This window comes from Nonomuraea endophytica (assembly GCF_014203235.1).
Classification (GTDB): Bacteria; Actinomycetota; Actinomycetes; order Streptosporangiales; family Streptosporangiaceae; genus Nonomuraea; species Nonomuraea endophytica.
In genome coordinates this window covers 356,732-373,223 of record NZ_JACHIN010000005.1, presented here as the reverse complement: position 1 = coordinate 373,223, position 16,492 = coordinate 356,732, and the positions used below count along the sequence as shown (strand labels likewise).

Genomic DNA, 16,492 nt, shown 5'->3' with positions numbered 1-16,492 from the left:
CTGCGCGAGCACGACAGGAACGACATGAGTAGCCCCTACTCAGCCATCGGCGACGCCGACGGTGAGCATGTGCCCGGAGACGCCGAGCAGCGTCGGCTCGGTCTCCATCGAGCGCTGGGCGTCGAGGACGAGCGAGCGGCGCCACGGGTCGTCGAGCCAGTCGTCCATGTCGCCGTAGAGCCAGAAGGCGCCTTCCACCCCGTACCTGACCGGATCGGGCAGACCGGCGTCGGCGAACTCCCCGGGCACCTCGTCCGGATCGTGGAAGTAAGCGGTGAACCCCGCTCCCGGGGAGAGCATGAAGCCGTCGGCCGCGGCGGAACGAGCCGCCCGCCGTTCCGGCTCACGCAGGTAGTGGCCGAGACAGATCGTGCCGAGTGTGGCCGCGTGGCGGTTGATGGTGGCGGCGGCCACCGGTCCGCCCGGCCGTACCACGCGGCGGGCCTCGCGCAGCGCCCGCACCCGGTCCGCGCGCTCGCCCAGGTGGTAGAGCGGCCCGAGAAGCAGCACCGCGTCCATGACGGCGTCCGGGTACGGCAGCCGCCGCGCGTCACCGGCCACCGCGGTGACACCCGGCAGCGCGGCGGCCCGTTCCACGTGCAAGGGGATCGGATCGATCACCGTCACCTCGTAGCCGTCGGCCGACAGCCACTCGGCGTGGACCCCGGGCCGCCGCCCACATCCAGGATCCGGGCGGGCGGCGGAGGCAACACGCGGCGCAGCACGTCCTGGGTGCGCCAGAGCTCCAGCCGGTCACGGCCCGCACGCAGCCTCAGATGTTCCTTGTCCCTCTCGTAGTAGGCCTGGAGTTCAGGTGTGACGTCCATGTCTGATCATGCGTGGCGGCTCTCGGCGCGAACAACCGATTTTCCGTGCCCGGTCAGCGGGTGCTGAGGTCGGTTACCAGGTTGGTGACGCCCAGGGAGGCGAGGGCCTCTTCCATTGAGCCGGCCGGGCGGAGGTCTTCCAGGTGGTCGCGCCATACCCGCAGGTCGTCGCGCCAGGCGTCCAGGTAGCGCACGCACAGTTCCGGGGTGATGCGGGTCAGGCGGCCGAGTGCGGCGCGCAGGGACTCCTCCATCGGCGTCCGCTTGGCCGGGTCGGCCTCGGGCAGGCGGGCGTGGATGTGTTCGATGAAGCTTCTGCGCCTGCGCAGGAACGTCCGCCAGTGCTCCAGGTCGGCCTCGCTCACCGGGCGCCGGTCGTCCAGGAGCCAGAAGATGCCTTCGGCCAGCACGTCGCCGAACTCCTCGTCGCGGGCGCGCTCGGGGCTCTCGTAAGGATCGTACGGCGCCTGCCACATCCGGCCCGTCACCGCCAGCCGGGGCACTTCGAGGACGAAGAACCAGTCCTCGTTGTACACGTCGGGAAAGAAGGAGCGCGCCTGTGCGGTGTCCACGACCAGCGCGCCGCTGCCGACGAAGGTGTCCTGGTCGCCGCCGACGTCGCGGTAGGCATGGCAGACCACCGAGTTGTCCGGGTAGCCGGAGACCGACAGCGCCACCGCGCCGTGCTCGTCCAGCAGGGCGGCGGCCGAGCGCAGGTCGCCGGGGGAGGAGACGACGATGTCGTCGTCGAGGAAGGCCAGGTTGCGCCAGCCCATCATCCTGGCCAGCAAGAGTCCCGCGTTCCGCTTGGCCGCCAGGTCGCCGGAGCGCTGGAAGGAGTGGGGCAGCACGCGGGAGGTGGCGAAGTCGGGTAACCGGAGCTGCTCCGGCCCTGGGAAGTCGGCGGCGATCACCCAGGGCAGGCGCCGCCGTACCAGGGCCGCGCCGGTGCGGGGGCCGCTGCACAGGGCGACCACGGGACAGCCGAGCTGCTTGGCCAGGTCGGCGGCGTGGTCGAGGAAGGCGGGCGGGCGCGCCGTCGGGATGACGATGGCGTCGATCCGCCCCGTACGCGCGGGAGCGGTTCGGGAGGAGAGCAGCTTGCGATGTGAGCCGTGATGATCAGGTGACAAAGAAGCCTCTTTCCCACGAAGCTCCCATCATCGCAATGATGACGGGAACGGAGAAAGAGTCTTGTAAAGAATGTGACATCTGTCTGGTTTGCGCTCGCTTGTCCCGTCCTCGTGGAGGATCTCCTCGGTCGTCGGCACCGGGGAGTGCTTCCACTTGCGGTACCCCAGGCGCAGATACAGCCGGTACGCCTGCTGGTTGTCCGGATCGACGCCGAGCGCGACGGTCGAGTGGCCGCGTTCGATGAGCTTCTGCTCGGCCACGTAGACGAGCATGGTGCCGAACCCGGTGTCGCGGTATTCGGGCAACAGATCAAGATGCATGAGCAGGGGCGTACCCGGTAGCCGGCGCCGCAGCCTTTTCTCCTCCGCCTTGTCCAGCCAGATGTAGACGGTGCCCACGGCCCGCTCGCGATCCCAGGCGATCAGCAGGACGCCGTGGCCGCTCTCCTGCCTGGCCAGGGCGCGCACGAAGTAGGGCCGCTGCCCGAAGGAGGCCACCAGGGCGGGGATGCCGGCCTCGGTGAGCGGCTCGAACCTGACCAGCCCGCCCTCGGGACGGGGGATGCGGACCGCGTACGGCGCGGCCGTACCCGGCGGGTCGCCCAGGGTGTAGGCGGCCGGACGCCGCTCCTGGTGGTGCACGGCCAGCTCCGGATGGCGCTCCCGCAGCTCGGCGCAGGCCCGCGCGGTCGTCAGCCCGGTCGGCAGTGAGTCGAGGTGGGCCTGCCAGCTCTTCCTGGCGACGGCCCAGTCCTCCACGAAGCGATGGCACGCGCGCGCCTTGATGAGCTTGAGCTGCTCGCGGGCGGCCACCAGCGCGGCCCGCGCGGGCGCTCTGCGCTCCCTGAGCAGGAGGTCATCGACCAGCCTGCGGCGCCGGCGCAGCATTTCCCGCCAGTGGTCCAGGTCCGCCGCCTGCCAGGAGACGCCCGCGTCGAGCAGCCACATCAGGCCCTCGCCGAGCACGTCGCCGAACTCCTCGCGCCTGGCCCGCTCCGGCGTGCCGTAGGGGTCGTACTCCCGCTGCAGCGCCGCGCCGACGCTGGCCGTCGGCCGCAGCAGGCCGTCGTCGCCGAGCAGGTCGAACCAATCCTCGTTGTAGACGGCCGGATAGTAGGCCGGAGCCCTGGCCGCTGCCACGGCCATCGCGCCCGCTCCGGCGAAGGTGGACTGGTCGGCGCCGCCGTTGTCGCGGTAGGCGTGGCACACCACGGAGTTGTCGGGGAAGCCGCCGAGCGTCAGCGCCACCCGGTCGTACGAGCCCAGCAGCGCCGCCGCCCGGGACAGGTCGGCCGGATCGGGTACCACGACGTCGTCGTCCAGGAACATGACGTTCTCCCAGCCGGTCATGGTGGCCAGCAGCATGCCGACGTTGCGCTTGGCGGCGGTGTCGGCGCGGCAGTCGAGCGGCGTTGAACGCGGGAACTCCGGCCCATGGACGGGCGCGGCCAGCGGCCGGTGCCGCGACAGGTCGATGGCGACCAGCTCCACGCCCAGCTCGCCCAGCCCGCGCATGGTCCGCGCCGCCGAGGTGTAGCGCCCGCTCGACAGCGTGACCAGCGGGCAGTCGAGCCGCTCGGCCACCGCAGCCGCGTCCCGCAGGTACGCCGGCGGCCGCACGGTCGGCACGATGATCGCGTCGACCCGCGCGGTCCCGGCGGGCCGCGGGACGGACGCCAGGAGGTGCCGGTGTGAGCCGTGATGGTGACGGCTCACCCCGTCTCCTCCGGCCACTCGTGGAGCACGTTGCCGGAAAGGCGCCAGTCGGGGGTGAGCACGGCGCCGCCCATGACGAGGACCCGGGTGATCAGGCTGAAGCTCTCCTGCCCGGCGAAGCGGGTGTTGAGGTACTCGCTGTTGGCCTCGGCCAGCGCCGGATCGGTCAGCGCGCGCACGGCGCCGAGGGTGCCGCGCCCGAACATGCCGTTGCACATGGTCAGCGTGCCGCTCTGGTAGAGCGGGTTGGGGCCTCGGTAGAAGTGGGCCACGTCCTCCAGCAGGATCTCCCGCCCGTCGGCGCCCCTCTCCAGCGTCGGCGAGTAGTGTTCTTCGCCGACCTCGAAGTAGACCCGGCCCGCGTCCCACTCGGCCACCTGCTTGACCGGCATCGCGGGGTCGGCCAGCACGTCGGCGGTGCGCGGGTTGAAGTCGACGCCGCCGAGCAGCACGACGTGGCCGGCGAAGTCCTCGGTCGGCGAGACGGTGTCGACCCGGCGGCGGCGGACCTTGCTCGCCGGGTTGAGCGCGCGCAGGTGGCCGTGGAGCTCGAAGAGGGCGTCGATGTCGGCGTAGGTGTAGAGGTCCATGTAGTCGGGGTCGTCGGGGTCGACGTACTTGCTCAGGCTCGCGGTCAGGTCGGGCGGCAGGCTGCCGCAGATGATGGTGATCGGCCGCTCGTCGCGGAAGTCCCACGGGTTGGCGGTCGCGCCGGCCGGCTCGTGCACCGCGTCGTTGCGCAGGCTGAGCAGGTCGGCCCGGATACGCCCGCGCTCGGCGAGCTCCTCGGCGGTCAGCTCGGCGACCGGCAGCAGGCGCAGCGTGCCGTCCTTGATCGAGCGCGGGGTGCAGAACAGGGTGGCGTAGTCGTCGAGGCGCGCCAGCGGCGGCGTCTTCGGAGTCGTGCTCGACTCCCAGGAGCTGATCAGTCCGGAGCTGAGCGGCCGGCCGCCCTTGGCCAGGGCCTCGCCCAGCATCGGCTGGGTGATCTTCACCTCCGGCCAGCGCCGGGTGCGCAGCGACTTCAGCCGTTGCGCCAGAACCCGGACGGCGTCGTCCATCGGTTCCATCAGTGAACACCCTTCATCTGAACTTCAGTCTCCAAGTAAACATCTACTGGCGTCCAGATGCGAGTAGTTCGTTTGGCCAGTTCACTGGCATGGCCGCCAGCGTAAAGCCATGAGCCCCGTGTGCGCAGGTTTTTCGCGCCGTCAGCAGGGGAATTCTTCCTTCAGGAGAAGAAGTGAAGATTAGGTAAAGGTTAACCATGAACCAGTCGCGCGCACCGCCCCGCATCAGTCAGACGCGGGCACAGCACCCCCTGCGATCACGCAGGCACTCCCGGGTCGGGGCAGACGATCTCCAGGAGTGCCCGCACTCGTAAGCCCCATCGGCGCGTCAAACACCGGGGAACTCCATGACAACCGTAATCCTCCTCACCACCGCCAGCCCAGAGGGAGTGGCAGCGGCCCGCGGTCTGCTCTCACTCCTCGCGATAGCCTCCGTCTGGGCGATGCTCTTCGCCGTCCGCCAGGTGGCGAAGGCAGTCTCCTTCCTCCTGCGCATCGTTCTCGTCCTGATCGCCGCGGTCGCGCTGGGCGCGCTGGCCGTGGTGCTCCTCGCGCAGGTCGCTCTGGCCCTCGGGCCGTGAACCGCGGAGATGGGCGCGACCCCGCAGCGCCCATCTCGGGTGACGCCTACAGGCGCGCCAGCCTCCTATAGGAGTCGAGACGCTCGTCCAGGTCGTAGGTGTTCATCGTGACCAGCACCTCATCGGCCCCTGACCGCTCCACCAGGTCGTCGAGGGCCAGCGCCACCTCCCCGGCCGTCCCGTGGATCTGCCCGGCCCGCGCCTCCTCCAGATACCCCCGCTCCCTCTCGCTCATCTCCGCGGCGAGGATCTCCGCCGCCGGGGCAAGGGGCGGGAAAGCGCCGCGCGTCCGTGACACCGCCGTCGCCCAGGCCTCCGGCACCTGCAGGTACGCCGCCGCTGCCGCCGTCTCGCCGACCGCCACGTTCGCCGCCACCATCACGTACGGCCGCGCCGCCCACTCCGAGGCCCGGAACGCGGCCCGGTAACGCCCGACCGCCTCCGCCGTCCGGGCGCCGTTCCCGATCACCATGGGCAGCCCGTGCTCGGCGGCGATGTCGGCGCCGGCCCCCATCGCCAGCACGAACACCTCCGGCCGCAGTCCCTCCGCGGGATAGGCGTGCACGCCGGGATGGGCCTCCTGCTTGCCGGTGAAGAAGCCGAGCAGTTCCTCCAGCCGTTCGCCGAAGTCGTCGGCGTCGGCCAGCCCGTGCCCCAGTGCCTTGCGGATGCCGCCGGTGAACCCCACGGAACGGCCGAGCCCCATGTCGACGCGCCCCGGATACAGCGACTCCAGCACGCCGAACTGCTCGGCCACCACCAGCGGCCGGTGGTTGGGCAGCATCACGCCGCCGGTGCCGACCCTGATGCGCGAGGTCGCCGCCGCGACGGCGGCGGCCAGCACGGTCGGCGCGGAACCGGCCACGCCGGGCACGCTGTGGTGCTCGGAGACCCAGAAGCGGTGGTAGCCCAGCTTCTCCGCCTGCCGGGCGAACTCGATGGTGTCCCGCAGCGCCCGCGCCGGTTCCTGTCCGGCGCGGACGAGCGAGCGGTCAAGGATCGAGTAACGAGTCACCTTTGCTGTAACACCTGACGGCCGGAAAGATTTCCTACTTGCCGTACACGCCCACCGACCAGCGGACGGGCCGGTTGGGGTGGGAGCCGCCGTCCATGCGCAGCTTGAGCGTGACGGTCGAGGTCTTGCCCTCCGGCAGCGCGTGCATCCCCATCGCCCAGGGGAAGTCACCCCGCTTCCAGACGGCGCAACTGCCGTTGACGCCGGTGTCCGTGCCGTTGACGGACACACTGAACCTGAGCCGCGAGGCCAGATCGCCGGTGCAGATCTTCTCCAGGCCGATCGCGCCGGTCGTGCGGAAGGTGACGGTGTCCTGCTCCGGCCAGGTTCCCGACTCGCTCTTTCGCAGTTTCATCTCGCCCATCCGTCCCGGCAGGGCGCGCGGCTCCTCGGGGATCACCGGACGCGCCGGAGGGATCCACTCGTAGAAGGCGAGCGACCAGACGCTCCGCTCGATCTTCGGCTGGTCACACGGACCGTTCTTCTTCGTCTGGATGCAGCCCGTGCCGGCGACCATGGGATCGATGACGACCTCGGCCTTGCCGGCGCCCTTCGGGACCTGGAGGCCGAGCACCTGCATCTCCTTGGAGCAGGCCACGAGGCCGTGCTGCGGGGGCAGTCCGGCCGCGGCGACCGACGGCGTGATGCTTCCCCGGACCGCGCCCGTGCAGCTGGCGGCCAGGTCGATGGGGTTGCCGGTCAGCGGGACGGTCACGATGACCTTCTTCTTGCCCGGGGTCACCACGGTCGTGGCGGCCACCTTGCGGTACTCGGTGCCGTCGGCGGCGACGAAGGTGTCGGGCAGCGCCGGCTTGGTGGCCGCCGTCTGGTCGGGCGGCTGAGCCGTACCGGGGAGAAGGGTGGCGGCGAGTGCGACGGCGGCCGCGATCGCGCCGCCCGCCACCGCGCGGCTGCGCAGCCGCCTGCGGCGGATGCGGGCCTCGACCTGGGTACGGCGGGCCGGGTTGGGCGGCGGCGCGGCGGCACCGTGCTCCCGGAGCACCTCGCGCAAGTCCTGCACGGTCATCGCTGCAACTCCTTCACGATCGATTCGTCCACCCGCAACTTGGCCAGGGCCTTGGCCGTCTGGCTCTTGACCGTGCCCGGTTCGCAGCCGAGGGCCTGGGCCGTCTCGGCGACCGGCAGGTCCTCGTAGAAGCGCAGCACGATCACCGCCCGCTGCCTGGCCGGCAGCCGTCCGATGGCCCGCCACAGCGAGTCGTGCTCGTCGATGCCGCCGGTGGCGTCGAGGTGCGCGGTCTCGGGCAGGTCGTGGCTGGGCAGCTCGCGCCGCCAGCGCCGCCGCCACCAGGAGGTGAAGGTGGTGACGATGACCCGGCGCACGTACGGCTCCGGCTCCTCCACCCTCGGCCAGGCGAACCACGCCTTGGTCAGCGCCTCCTGCAGCAGGTCCTCGGCCAGCGCCCAGTCGTGGGTCAGCAGGTAGGCGGTGCGGAGGAGGCGGTCCGAGCGTGTCGCCACGAAATCATGAAATATCGATCTGTCTGCCACCTGATGGCCTCTCGGGTCGTCGCCTGTCGACCGTACTGACGCATCGGGCGGCGGGCCCGGTTGCCCTGGGGCAGGATGGAATCCATGGCGATTCCGGCGCGGCTGACCTGGGCGGTGGACACCCTCGACGTGCGGCCGGGGGAGCGGATACTCGAGATCGGGTGCGGCCGCGGCGTGGCCGCCGAGCTGGTCTGCGACCGGGGCGGGAGGGTGACCGGGCTCGACCGTTCCGCGACCGCGATCAAGGCGGCCGAGCTGCGCAACCGCCGCCACCTCGACGCCGGTCTGGCCGTCTTCCGCCTCGGGGCGCTGGAGCACGGCATCGGCGACGGCGGCTACGACAAGGTGTTCGCGGTCAACGTCAACCTCTTCTGGACCCGCTCACCGGCCAGGGAGCTCGGCCTCATCACCGGCGCCCTCGCCGGGCGGGGCGCGCTCTACGTCTTCTACGAGCCGCCGGGACGCGTCGAGGAGCTGGCGGAGAAGGTGGGCGGCGCGCTGGCCGGAGGCGGCTTCCACGTCACGACCGTGCGCGAGGGCAACCTGCTGTGCGTGAAGGGCGAGGTCACAGCGCCCGCTTGACGGTGAACGGCACCAGCTCGCCCAGCCCGCGCACCGTGAGCCGGTCGACCGGGACCAGCCGGAAGGCGCGGTCACCGGTCAGCTCCTCGGCGATGTCCGGGTCGGCGAGGATCGTCCCGGGGTGCGCCAGCGCCGTCAGCCTGCTGGCGAGGTTGACCGTGGTGCCGAACACGTCGCCCATGCGGCCGATGACCGGCCCCACCGCCAGGCCCACGCGCAGCTCCGGCATGCCGCGCACCTTGGCGTGGGCGGCCAGCAGCCGCAGCGCGATCTCCGCCGCGTCGTGCGCCTTGCCCGAGACGAACAGCACCGAGTCGCCCAGCGTCTTGATCACCCGGCCGCCGGTCGAGGTGACCACGTCGGCCGACCTGCCCTCGAACTCGTCGACCAGCGCGGCCAGTTCGATCTCGGAGATCTGCCTGCTCAGCCGGGTGAACCCGACGAGGTCGGCGAAGCCCACCGCCAGGCGTACCGCGGTCTTCTCCTGCTCGACCATGCGGCCGGCCGCGGCGGCGAGCTGCCTGCGCCAGGCGTAGACGAGCAGCTTCTCCAGGTCGGGGACCACGCGCCTGGCCCGGCGCGTCCACGCGCGCGGCCGGTCGGCCAGCGGCACGCCCGCCTGGTCGAGCTCCTCGGCGCCCAGCTCGGCCTGCGACTCGGCCAGCCGCGCCGTCGCCCGGCCCAGCGAGCGGGCCATGAGCAGCACGTGGCCCTCGTCGTACAGGCCCCTGCTCACCATGCCGAGCAGCGTGCGCAGGGCCTCGACGTCGGAGTCGGTGAACTCGACCGCGTCGTCGGCGACGTTGGCGAAGCCGAGCGCGCGCCAGAACTTGCGCGCACGGTAGACGGGCACCCCGGCCATCTCGGCGACCTGGTGGCTGGTGTAACGACGGTGCTCCCGGAGGAACGCCTCCGTCAGCCCGTCCTCACTCGTCACGGCTGCAACCTAACACCCAGACGGGCCGCCGGTCAGTCCAGGAGGGCGCGCAGGGCGGCGCGTTCCGGGGCGGGCACATAGGTGACGTAGTAGTCGTACATGGTCTGCCGCGACAGCCGCGCCGCCAGCGGTCCGTCGCCCGCCCGCACCGCGGCCAGGACCTCCTCGTGGTGGCGGATGCTCTGCCGCATCAGCCCGTCCTGGTCGGGCGCGGCGGCGATCTTCTCCGCGATCAGGTTCAGCACGATCGAGCGCACCACGTCGGTGCAGATCTGGATGAGCTTGTTGCCGCTGGCCCTGGCCACCGCGTCGTGGAAGGCGACGTCGGCCGCGCTGAACGCGTCGTAGCCGGTCCCGGCCGCGGCCCGCATCGCGCTGATCGCCGCGTCCATCTCCGCCAGCTGCGCCTCGGTACGCAGCCGCGCCGCCAGCAGGTTGGCCGCGGCGTCGAGCGTCATGCGGAACCCGACCAGCTCGCCCAGCGACAGCTGGTCCACCCGGGCCAGCGTGGTCATCGACTTGTGCAGCGCGGCCGGGGTGAACGGCAGCACCTCGGCCCCGTTGGGGTCGCCCGGCCGGGAGCGGACCAGCCCGCGGGCCTGCAGCACGCGCAGCGCCTCGCGCACGGTCGAACGGCTGACGGAGAACTGCGCCATCAGGTCCCGCTCGCTGGGCAGCCGGTGTCCGGGGGTGAGCGTGCCGGTCTCGACGGCCTCCTCGATCTGCTCGACGATGCGCTCGTACGCGCGGACGGTGCGCACCGGTTCAAACCGCGGTCCGCCCATGGAAGAGCCCCCTTGACCCGAGCAGTTGAGGACTGGCAGTGTGCGTAGCCTACTGGTCCGACCAGTGCACTAGCCAGGAGGCTGTTGAACATGAGGCGAATCGGGACCATGATCGCCGCCGGCGGTCTCCTGCTGGCCACTGCCTGCGGCGGCGGTGGCGGCGGGCAGCCGGGCGGGAACACGGCGTCGAAACAGGAGTCGCTGTCGGTCGGGTTCGTGGCGGAACCGGCCAACCTCGACTTCACCGCGACCGAGGGCGCCGCGATCCCGCAGGCCCTGCTGGTCAACGTCTACGAGGGCCTGGTCAAGCTGGACCAGGACGGCAAGATCGTCCCGCTCCTCGCCGAGAAGTGGGAGATCTCCCCGGACCGCAAGAGTTACACCTTCACCCTACGCAAGGGCGTCACCTTCACCAGCGGCGCCCCCTTCACCGCCGACGACGTCGTCTTCTCCTTCGACCGGGTCAAGTCCGACTGGAAGCTGAAGATCAAGGCCCAGCTCGACGTCGTCGACAAGGTGGAGAAGAAGGACGACACCACCGCCGTCGTCACGCTCAAGCAGCCGAGCAACGGCTTCCTCTACGCGCTGGCCACCCGCCTCGGCGCCATGTTCAGCAGGACGGGCGTCGCCGACCTGGCCAACAAGCCCGTCGGCACCGGCCCCTACCAGCTCGGCAGCTGGAAGCGCGGCGACTCCATCCAGCTCACCGCCAACGGCGAGTACTGGGGAACCAAGCCCGCCATCCCCGGCGTCACGCTGAAGTACTTCAAGGACGCCACGGCGATGAACAACGCGCTGCTGACCGGCGGCATCGACGTCATCTCCAGCGTCCAGGCCCCCGAGTCGCTGCAGCAGTTCGCCGACCCCAACAGGTTCCAGACGGTCGAGGGCACCACCAACGGGGAGGTCGTGCTCTCCCTCAACAACGGCCGCCCGCCGTTCAACGACAAGAAGGTACGGCAGGCCGTACGCCACGCCATCGACCACAAGGCGCTCCTGGACACCGCCTGGGCCGGAAGAGGCCAGCTCATCGGCACCATGGTCCCGCCCACCGACCCGTGGTACGAGGACCGCACCGGCGACCACCCGCACGACGTGACCAAGGCCAAGGAACTGCTCGGCGGCAAGACCTACAACGTCAAGATGCGCATCCCCAACCTGCCGTACGCGGTGGCCGCAGCCCAGGTGGTCAAGTCGCAGCTCGCGCAGGTGGGCATCACCGCCGACATCGAGCCGCTGGAGTTCCCGGCCCGCTGGCTGGACGTGGTGTTCAAGCAGGGCGACTACGACCTGTCGATCATCAACCACGTCGAACCCCGTGACATGGGCATCTTCGCCGACAAGTCGTACTACTTCCGCTACGACAATCCCGCGTTCGGCAAGCTGCTCGCCGAGGCCGACAAGGGCACCGAGCAGGAGCAGACCGACAAGCTCAAGCAGGCGGCCAAGCTGCTGTCCGACGACGCCGCCGCCGACTGGCTCTTCCTCTTCCCGAACCTCATCGTCGCGAAGAAGGGCGTCACCGGGCTGCCGAAGAACGCCATCGCCGAGTCCTTCGACTTCACCGGACTCGCCAAGCAGTGATCGTCTACCTGGTCAAGCGGCTGGCGGTGCTCCTGGCGAGCACCGCCGTCGCCGGCGTGGTCGTCTTCGCCTTCATGGCGCTGCTGCCGGGTGACCCGGCCGAGATCGCGCTCGGCGTCAACGCCACCCCGGAGGCCGTGGCCCAGCTGCGGCAGCAGTACGGCACCGACCGGCCGCCCGTCACCCAGTTCCTCGACTGGTTCGGCGGCCTGGTCACCGGCGACTTCGGCACCTCCTACGTGACCAGCTCGCCCATCGGCCCGCAGATCGGCGAGCGGCTGGCGGTCACCGCCGTGCTCGTGACCGGCGGCATGGTCATCGCGCTGCTGGTGGCGGTCCCGGCCGGCACCTTCGCCGCCGTGCACCACCGCAACCCGCTCGGCGCCGCGATCAGCGCCGTCAGCCAGGTCGGCATCGCCATCCCGGCGTTCCTGGCCGGCATCCTGCTGGTGTTCGTCTTCGCGGTGAAGGCGCAGGCGCTGCCCTCGGGCGGCTACGTGCCCATGGCCGAGGACCCCGCACAATGGCTGCTGAGCCTGCTGCTGCCGTGGCTGTCGCTGGGCCTGGTGCAGGGCGCCGTCCTGACCCGCTACGTCCGCTCGTCGGTGCTCGACGTCATGCGCGAGGACTACCTGCGCACCGCCCGCGCCAAGGGCCGCGGCCGCATGGGCGCCCTGTGGCGGCACGGCCTGCGCAACGCCTCCATCCCCGTCGTCACCGTGCTCGGCCTCCAGCTCGCGACGCTGCTCATCGGCGCCGTGGTCGTCGAGCGCGTCTTCGTCATCCCCGGCCTCGGCGACCTGCTCCTGAACGGCGTGGCCGGCCGCGACCTCCTGCTCGTCCAGGGCGTCGTCATGGTGCTCGTGGTCGCGGTGCTGCTCATCAATTTCGTGGTCGACCTGGCCTACGCCGTGCTCGACCCCCGGCTGCGAGGTGCGCCATGAGGGGCAGGATGAACGCCGGGCTGATCGTCGGCGGCACGCTCGTCGCCCTCGTGGTGATCGCCGCGCTCGTCTCGTTCGTGTGGACGCCGCACGACCCGACCCTGGTCGACGCAGCCAGGAAGCTCCGGGAACCCGGCGGCGGCTACCTGCTCGGCGCCGACAAGTTCGGCCGCGACACCTTCAGCCAGCTCATGGTCGGCGCCCGCACCACCTTGTACGTCGGCATCGTGGCCGTCGGCATCGCCGCGCTGATCGGCGCCCCGCTCGGCATGATCGCCGGGATGACCCCGCACGGCTGGCTGTCGGAGCTGGTCATGCGGGTCAACGACCTCGTCTTCGCCTTCCCCGCGCTGCTGCTCGCGGTCATGCTCGGCGCCGTCTACGGGGCCGGCACGCTCACCGCGATGATCGCCATCGGCGTGGCCACCGTGCCCGCCTTCGCCCGCGTCGCCCGCGCCGCGACCATGCAGGTCATGGTCACCGACTACATCCTGGCCGCGCGCGCCGCCGGGCGCGGCCGGATGGCGATCGCCGGACGGCACGTGCTGCCGAACATCGCCTCGATGCTCATCGTGCAGGCGTCGGTGTCGTTCGCCATCGCGATCCTGGCCGAGGCGGCCCTGTCGTTCCTCGGCTTCGGCACCCGGCCGCCCACCCCGTCGTGGGGGCGCATGCTCCAGGAGTCGCAGGAACTCCTCTTCTCCACGCCCCGCCTGGCCCTGTGGCCCGGCCTCGCGATCGCGCTGGCCGTCCTCGGCTTCAACCTCCTCGGCGACGGCCTGCGCGACTATCTCGACCCGAAGCTGAGGAGGATCAGGGAGCGAACCCGACGCAGCGAACGGAGTGGAGGCCCGACGAAGGAGGGACTCCGCGGAGTGAGTGAGGAGCGGTGAGCGACCCAGTGAAACTGCTGAGCGTTGAAGGGCTCTCCGTCCGCGCCGGGGAGCTCGAACTGGTGCGTGAGGTCTCCTTCGCCATCGCGCCCGGCGAGCGGGTCGGGCTCATCGGCGAGTCCGGTTCGGGCAAGTCGCTCACCGCGCTGTCGCTCATGGGACTGCTCCCGGAGGGCGTCAGCGCCTCGGGCACCGCCGTCCTGGGCGGGCACCGGCTGCTCGGCGTGCCGGAGAAGCGGCTCAAGGGGCTGCGCGGCCGTACCGTGTCGATGGTCTTCCAGGAGCCGATGACCGCGCTCAACCCGCTCATGCGGGTCGGCGCGCAGGTGTCGGAGGTGATGACGCTGCACGGCCGCGACCGCGCGGCCGCCCGCGCCCGCACGCTCGACCTCCTGGATCGGGTACGGCTCCCGCACCCCGCCCAGATCGCCCGCGCCTACCCCCACCAGCTCTCCGGCGGCCAGCGCCAGCGCGTCATGCTGGCCATCGCCCTCGCCAACGAGCCCGACCTGCTCATCTGCGACGAGCCGACCACCGCCCTGGACGTGACGGTGCAGAAGCAGATGCTGGAGCTGATCGCCGAGGTGGCCCCGGCGCTGCTGTTCATCACCCACGACCTGGCGGTGGTGGCGTCGATGTGCGAGCGCGTCCTGGTCATGTACGGCGGCCGCGTCGTCGAGTCCGGACCCATGCGCGAGGTCTTCACCCGCCCCCGCCACCGCTACACCGAGGGCCTGCTCGACGCCTCCCGGCTGACCCCGCGCGGCACCCGGCTGCCCACGATCAAGGGCAGCGTGCCGTCGGCCGGGGCGTTCCCGGAAGGCTGCGTGTTCCGCAACCGCTGCCCCCACGCCGGCCCCCGGTGCGAGACCGAACCGGCGTTGACAGGAGAGGCCCATGGCTATGCCTGCTGGCACCCCGGTGATTGAGGCCCGCGACCTCACCCGCGTCTACCGCCGCCCGCGCACCTCGCTCACCAGGCCGGGCGAGGCCGTGCACGCGCTGAAGGGCGTCTCGCTGAGCGTCGCCCGCGGCGAGCGCTACGGGATCGTCGGCGAGTCCGGCTCCGGCAAGTCGACGCTGCTGCGGCTGCTGTGCGGGCTCGACCGGCCCACCAGCGGCTCGATCAGGTTCGCCGGGCAGGAGATCGTGGGACGCCGCGACCTGCGCTTCCTGCGCAACGACCTGCAGATCGTCTTCCAGGACCCGATGAGCTCACTCGACCCGCGCATGCGGGTACGCGACATCGTCGCCGAGCCGCTGGTCGCCCAGAGACTCCCGGTAGGGACCCGGGTCGCCGAACTGCTGGACGAGGTCGGGCTGCCCGCCGCCGCGGCCGAGCGCTACCCGCACCAGTTCTCCGGCGGCCAGCGCCAGCGCATCGCCATCGCCCGCGCGCTCGCGCCCGCCCCCAAGGTGCTCGTCGCCGACGAGGCGGTCAGCGCGCTCGACGTCTCGGTCCGCGGCCAGATCCTCAACCTGCTCGCCGACCTCATCGACGCGCACGGCCTCACGCTGGTCTTCGTCTCCCACGACCTGTCCGTGGTCAGGCACGTCTGCGAGAGCGTCGCGGTGATGAGCGAAGGGGAGATCGTGGAGAGCGGAGCCGTGGACGAGGTCTGGGCCGAGCCCAAACACCCCTACACGCGCACGTTGCTGCGGGCCGTACCGACCTTGGAGGGACTTCTGTGATCGAGATCGACATCGAGATCGACTCTGTGGGCGTGGTGGAGTTCACCCAGGCGCTGGTGCGCGTGCCCAGCACCAACGACCCGGCGCGCGGGCGCAACGAACTGCCGGCCGCCGAACTCGTCGCCGCGAAGATGCGCTCCTGGGGCTGGGAGCCGCGGATCTCCGAGGCCGCGCCCGGCCGTCCCAACGTGGTCGCCGTCGTCGAGGGCGGGCTGCCCGGGCCCACGCTCATGTTCGAGGGCCACACCGACGTGGTGACCGAGGGCGACCTGTCGGAGTGGACCGTCGACCCGTTCGGCGGCGAGATCCGCGACGGCCGGCTGTGGGGGCGCGGCAGCGCCGACATGAAGTCCGGCCTGGCCGCCACCCTCTACGCGGTACGCGCGCTGCAGCTCGCTGGACCGTTCCCCGGCCGGGTGAAGGTGTGCGCGCTGGCCGATGAGGAAGGGCTGATGCTCGGCGCCCACCACTTCGTCGAATCCGGGCTGGCCGCCGACGTGGACGGTGCCATCGTGGCCGAGCCCGAGGCGGGCGAGATCTGCGCCGTGGCCAAGGGCGCGCTGCGCCTGCGGGTGGACTTCACCGGCAAGATGGCGCACGGCGCGATGCCCCAGCACGGCCGCAACCCGATCCCGGCCGCCGGCGCGCTGATCGTCGCCCTCGGGGCCTACCAGGACGAGCTGCAGAAACGTTTTCCCGAGCACGAGCACCTCGGCCAGGTGTACGTCACGCCCACCGTGGCCCGCGCCGGGACCGAGGAGCAGGTCAACGTCATCCCGGTGGCTGCCTCGGTCTTCGTGGACGTACGCACGCTGCCGGGCATGTCGCACGCCGAGATTGCCGGCCGGGTCGGTGAGCTGGCCGCGTTCACCGGGATCGCCACCGAGGTCGCCGTCCTGGTGGACCGGCCAGCGGTCGAGGTCCCCGTGGACGACCCCGTCGTGGCCGCCCTCGCCGCGGCCCACCGCGCCGTCACCGGGGAGGAGCCGGTGTACGGCGGCGTGCCTGGCTCCACCGACGGCACCGTCCTCACCCACTGGGGCGGCGTCCCCTCGGTGGTGTACGGCCCGGGCGGCAAGTGGATCGCCCACCAGGCCGACGAGTTCGTGGAGGTGGCGGAGATCGTCCGGTGCGCCCGCGTGTTCGCCGAGGCCGCCCGCCGCTTCCTGACCCGGGACCCCGCATGAAGCCGGGGGCCGCTCTTTGGAGGACGACGTGAAG

18 protein-coding genes are annotated in these 16,492 nt (G+C 71.3%); 8 read left to right on the top strand and 10 right to left on the bottom strand.

Annotation, left to right across the window (positions count from 1 at the left end):
* Positions 1-39: 39 nt before the first annotated feature.
* The 5 genes from HNR40_RS20630 to HNR40_RS20615 are packed head-to-tail and all read right to left on the bottom strand — an operon-like array spanning position 40 to position 4,746.
* Positions 40-648, bottom strand: coding sequence for a class I SAM-dependent methyltransferase (locus HNR40_RS20630; RefSeq protein ID WP_246509328.1), 609 nt, complete (start codon positions 646-648; stop codon positions 40-42).
* A complete protein-coding gene (locus tag HNR40_RS54765) occupies positions 624-827 on the bottom strand; it encodes a hypothetical protein (protein ID WP_246509280.1) in 204 nt (67 codons plus the stop codon). The genes HNR40_RS20630 and HNR40_RS54765 overlap by 25 nt, the downstream gene beginning before the upstream one ends.
* A 53-nt stretch (positions 828-880) precedes the next feature.
* Positions 881-1,960: a hypothetical protein gene (locus tag HNR40_RS20625; RefSeq protein ID WP_184963637.1), complete on the bottom strand. Its 1,080-nt coding sequence runs from the start codon at positions 1,958-1,960 to the stop codon at positions 881-883.
* 27 nt (positions 1,961-1,987) lie between these two features.
* Positions 1,988-3,676 carry a GNAT family N-acetyltransferase gene (locus HNR40_RS57260; RefSeq protein WP_184963635.1) on the bottom strand — a complete coding sequence of 563 codons (1,689 nt, stop codon included), beginning with the start codon at positions 3,674-3,676 and terminating at the stop codon, positions 1,988-1,990.
* On the bottom strand, positions 3,673-4,746 hold the full coding sequence (locus tag HNR40_RS20615; RefSeq protein WP_184963633.1) for an XRE family transcriptional regulator: 1,074 nt from the start codon (positions 4,744-4,746) through the stop codon (positions 3,673-3,675). Before HNR40_RS20615 ends, HNR40_RS57260 begins: the two co-directional genes overlap by 4 nt.
* 347 nt (positions 4,747-5,093) lie before the next feature.
* Between HNR40_RS20615 and HNR40_RS20610 the strand changes: the two genes are divergently transcribed.
* Entirely contained in the window at positions 5,094-5,327 is a 234-nt protein-coding gene (locus HNR40_RS20610) for a hypothetical protein (protein WP_184963631.1), read from the top strand.
* Between the two features lie 46 nt (positions 5,328-5,373).
* On the opposite strand, the gene HNR40_RS20605 is transcribed toward HNR40_RS20610, so the two are convergent.
* The 3 genes from HNR40_RS20605 to HNR40_RS20595 are packed head-to-tail and all read right to left on the bottom strand — an operon-like array spanning position 5,374 to position 7,854.
* The gene (locus tag HNR40_RS20605; RefSeq protein ID WP_184963629.1) at positions 5,374-6,342 is read right to left on the bottom strand and encodes an LLM class flavin-dependent oxidoreductase; all 969 of its coding nucleotides are present in this window, start codon (positions 6,340-6,342) and stop codon (positions 5,374-5,376) included.
* 34 nt (positions 6,343-6,376) lie between these two features.
* The gene (locus tag HNR40_RS20600; RefSeq protein ID WP_184963627.1) at positions 6,377-7,369 is read right to left on the bottom strand and encodes a hypothetical protein; all 993 of its coding nucleotides are present in this window, start codon (positions 7,367-7,369) and stop codon (positions 6,377-6,379) included.
* Complete coding sequence (locus HNR40_RS20595) at positions 7,366-7,854, bottom strand: SigE family RNA polymerase sigma factor (RefSeq protein WP_184963625.1); 489 nt, start codon at positions 7,852-7,854, stop codon at positions 7,366-7,368. The genes HNR40_RS20600 and HNR40_RS20595 overlap by 4 nt, the downstream gene beginning before the upstream one ends.
* A gap of 84 nt (positions 7,855-7,938) precedes the next feature.
* On the opposite strand from HNR40_RS20595, the gene HNR40_RS20590 reads away from it, so the two are divergent.
* Complete coding sequence (locus tag HNR40_RS20590) at positions 7,939-8,436, top strand: SAM-dependent methyltransferase (RefSeq protein ID WP_184963623.1); 498 nt, start codon at positions 7,939-7,941, stop codon at positions 8,434-8,436.
* Here the strand turns inward: HNR40_RS20590 and HNR40_RS57255 are convergent.
* Together HNR40_RS57255 and HNR40_RS20580 are read right to left on the bottom strand one after the other, a co-directional pair.
* The gene (locus HNR40_RS57255; RefSeq protein ID WP_184963621.1) at positions 8,420-9,373 is read right to left on the bottom strand and encodes an adenylate/guanylate cyclase domain-containing protein; all 954 of its coding nucleotides are present in this window, start codon (positions 9,371-9,373) and stop codon (positions 8,420-8,422) included. The genes HNR40_RS20590 and HNR40_RS57255 overlap by 17 nt on opposite strands.
* A gap of 32 nt (positions 9,374-9,405) precedes the next feature.
* Positions 9,406-10,158, bottom strand: a complete 753-nt coding sequence (locus HNR40_RS20580) for a FadR/GntR family transcriptional regulator (protein ID WP_184963620.1) — start codon at positions 10,156-10,158, stop codon at positions 9,406-9,408.
* A 90-nt stretch (positions 10,159-10,248) separates the two neighbouring features.
* Here HNR40_RS20580 and HNR40_RS20575 point away from each other — a divergent pair, with 90 nt between their 5' ends.
* Genes HNR40_RS20575 through HNR40_RS20550 form a run of 6 tightly spaced genes read left to right on the top strand, consistent with a single transcriptional unit; the run spans position 10,249 to position 16,458 of the window.
* Entirely contained in the window at positions 10,249-11,742 is a 1,494-nt protein-coding gene (locus tag HNR40_RS20575; RefSeq protein ID WP_184963617.1) for an ABC transporter substrate-binding protein, read from the top strand.
* Positions 11,739-12,686 (top strand): ABC transporter permease, encoded by a 948-nt coding sequence (locus HNR40_RS20570; protein ID WP_184963615.1) that lies wholly within the window; start codon positions 11,739-11,741, stop codon positions 12,684-12,686. The genes HNR40_RS20575 and HNR40_RS20570 overlap by 4 nt, the downstream gene beginning before the upstream one ends.
* Positions 12,683-13,579, top strand: a complete 897-nt coding sequence (locus HNR40_RS20565; protein ID WP_246509279.1) for an ABC transporter permease — start codon at positions 12,683-12,685, stop codon at positions 13,577-13,579. The genes HNR40_RS20570 and HNR40_RS20565 overlap by 4 nt, the downstream gene beginning before the upstream one ends.
* Positions 13,576-14,508 (top strand): ABC transporter ATP-binding protein, encoded by a 933-nt coding sequence (locus HNR40_RS20560; RefSeq protein WP_312896448.1) that lies wholly within the window; start codon positions 13,576-13,578, stop codon positions 14,506-14,508. The genes HNR40_RS20565 and HNR40_RS20560 overlap by 4 nt, the downstream gene beginning before the upstream one ends.
* Positions 14,477-15,271 carry an ATP-binding cassette domain-containing protein gene (locus tag HNR40_RS20555; protein ID WP_221340614.1) on the top strand — a complete coding sequence of 265 codons (795 nt, stop codon included), beginning with the start codon at positions 14,477-14,479 and terminating at the stop codon, positions 15,269-15,271. Before HNR40_RS20560 ends, HNR40_RS20555 begins: the two co-directional genes overlap by 32 nt.
* On the top strand, positions 15,268-16,458 hold the full coding sequence (locus HNR40_RS20550; RefSeq protein ID WP_312896447.1) for a M20 family metallopeptidase: 1,191 nt from the start codon (positions 15,268-15,270) through the stop codon (positions 16,456-16,458). Before HNR40_RS20555 ends, HNR40_RS20550 begins: the two co-directional genes overlap by 4 nt.
* The last annotated feature ends 34 nt before the right edge of the window (positions 16,459-16,492 follow it).

What these genes read in the sequence shown, in the direction of transcription:
- HNR40_RS54765 (WP_246509280.1), bottom strand. Translation starts at nt 827, where the DNA reads ATGGACGTCACACCTGAACTCCAGGCCTACTACGAGAGGGACAAGGAA.
- HNR40_RS20615 (WP_184963633.1), bottom strand. Translation starts at nt 4,746, where the DNA reads ATGGAACCGATGGACGACGCCGTCCGGGTTCTGGCGCAACGGCTGAAG.
- HNR40_RS20610 (WP_184963631.1), top strand. Translation starts at nt 5,094, where the DNA reads ATGACAACCGTAATCCTCCTCACCACCGCCAGCCCAGAGGGAGTGGCA.
- HNR40_RS20600 (WP_184963627.1), bottom strand. Translation starts at nt 7,369, where the DNA reads ATGACCGTGCAGGACTTGCGCGAGGTGCTCCGGGAGCACGGTGCCGCC.
- HNR40_RS20590 (WP_184963623.1), top strand. Translation starts at nt 7,939, where the DNA reads ATGGCGATTCCGGCGCGGCTGACCTGGGCGGTGGACACCCTCGACGTG.
- HNR40_RS20580 (WP_184963620.1), bottom strand. Translation starts at nt 10,158, where the DNA reads ATGGGCGGACCGCGGTTTGAACCGGTGCGCACCGTCCGCGCGTACGAG.
- HNR40_RS20575 (WP_184963617.1), top strand. Translation starts at nt 10,249, where the DNA reads ATGAGGCGAATCGGGACCATGATCGCCGCCGGCGGTCTCCTGCTGGCC.
- HNR40_RS20565 (WP_246509279.1), top strand. Translation starts at nt 12,683, where the DNA reads ATGAGGGGCAGGATGAACGCCGGGCTGATCGTCGGCGGCACGCTCGTC.
- HNR40_RS20555 (WP_221340614.1), top strand. Translation starts at nt 14,477, where the DNA reads ATGGCTATGCCTGCTGGCACCCCGGTGATTGAGGCCCGCGACCTCACC.